Raw genomic sequence first — 240 nt, 5'->3', positions numbered from 1 at the left:
TGGATTAGCGCCGTATGCGATACAACCAATAGCAATTTTAGCTACAGCTCTACTTGTCATCTGGTTACTGTCTGAATCATCGCGCCACCTTCGAACATAGCTAGCATCATCAATCTCGGTATTCTTGCGATACTTAGCAAAATAGAAGCTCCATTCTTTGCCCCTGCGAGCTACTGAAACGTGTCCTCTAAAATCATTAAATGTATCAGAGTACATTCCCATCTCGTCAGAAATCCATTT

At 42.1% G+C, this 240-nt stretch carries 1 protein-coding gene; it reads right to left on the bottom strand.

The genetic code is table 11. The features are described from left to right. Nucleotides 1-240, bottom strand: a 240-nt coding sequence (locus tag SB719_RS22335; RefSeq protein WP_412160060.1) for a hypothetical protein, incomplete at both ends; no start/stop codon positions are given.

Source organism: Pantoea sp. SIMBA_079 (assembly GCF_046940275.1).
Classification (GTDB): domain Bacteria; phylum Pseudomonadota; class Gammaproteobacteria; order Enterobacterales; family Enterobacteriaceae; genus Pantoea; species Pantoea borealis.
The sequence above is the reverse complement of the archived record's forward strand: the minus strand, read 5'-3'. Positions and strand labels throughout refer to the sequence as shown.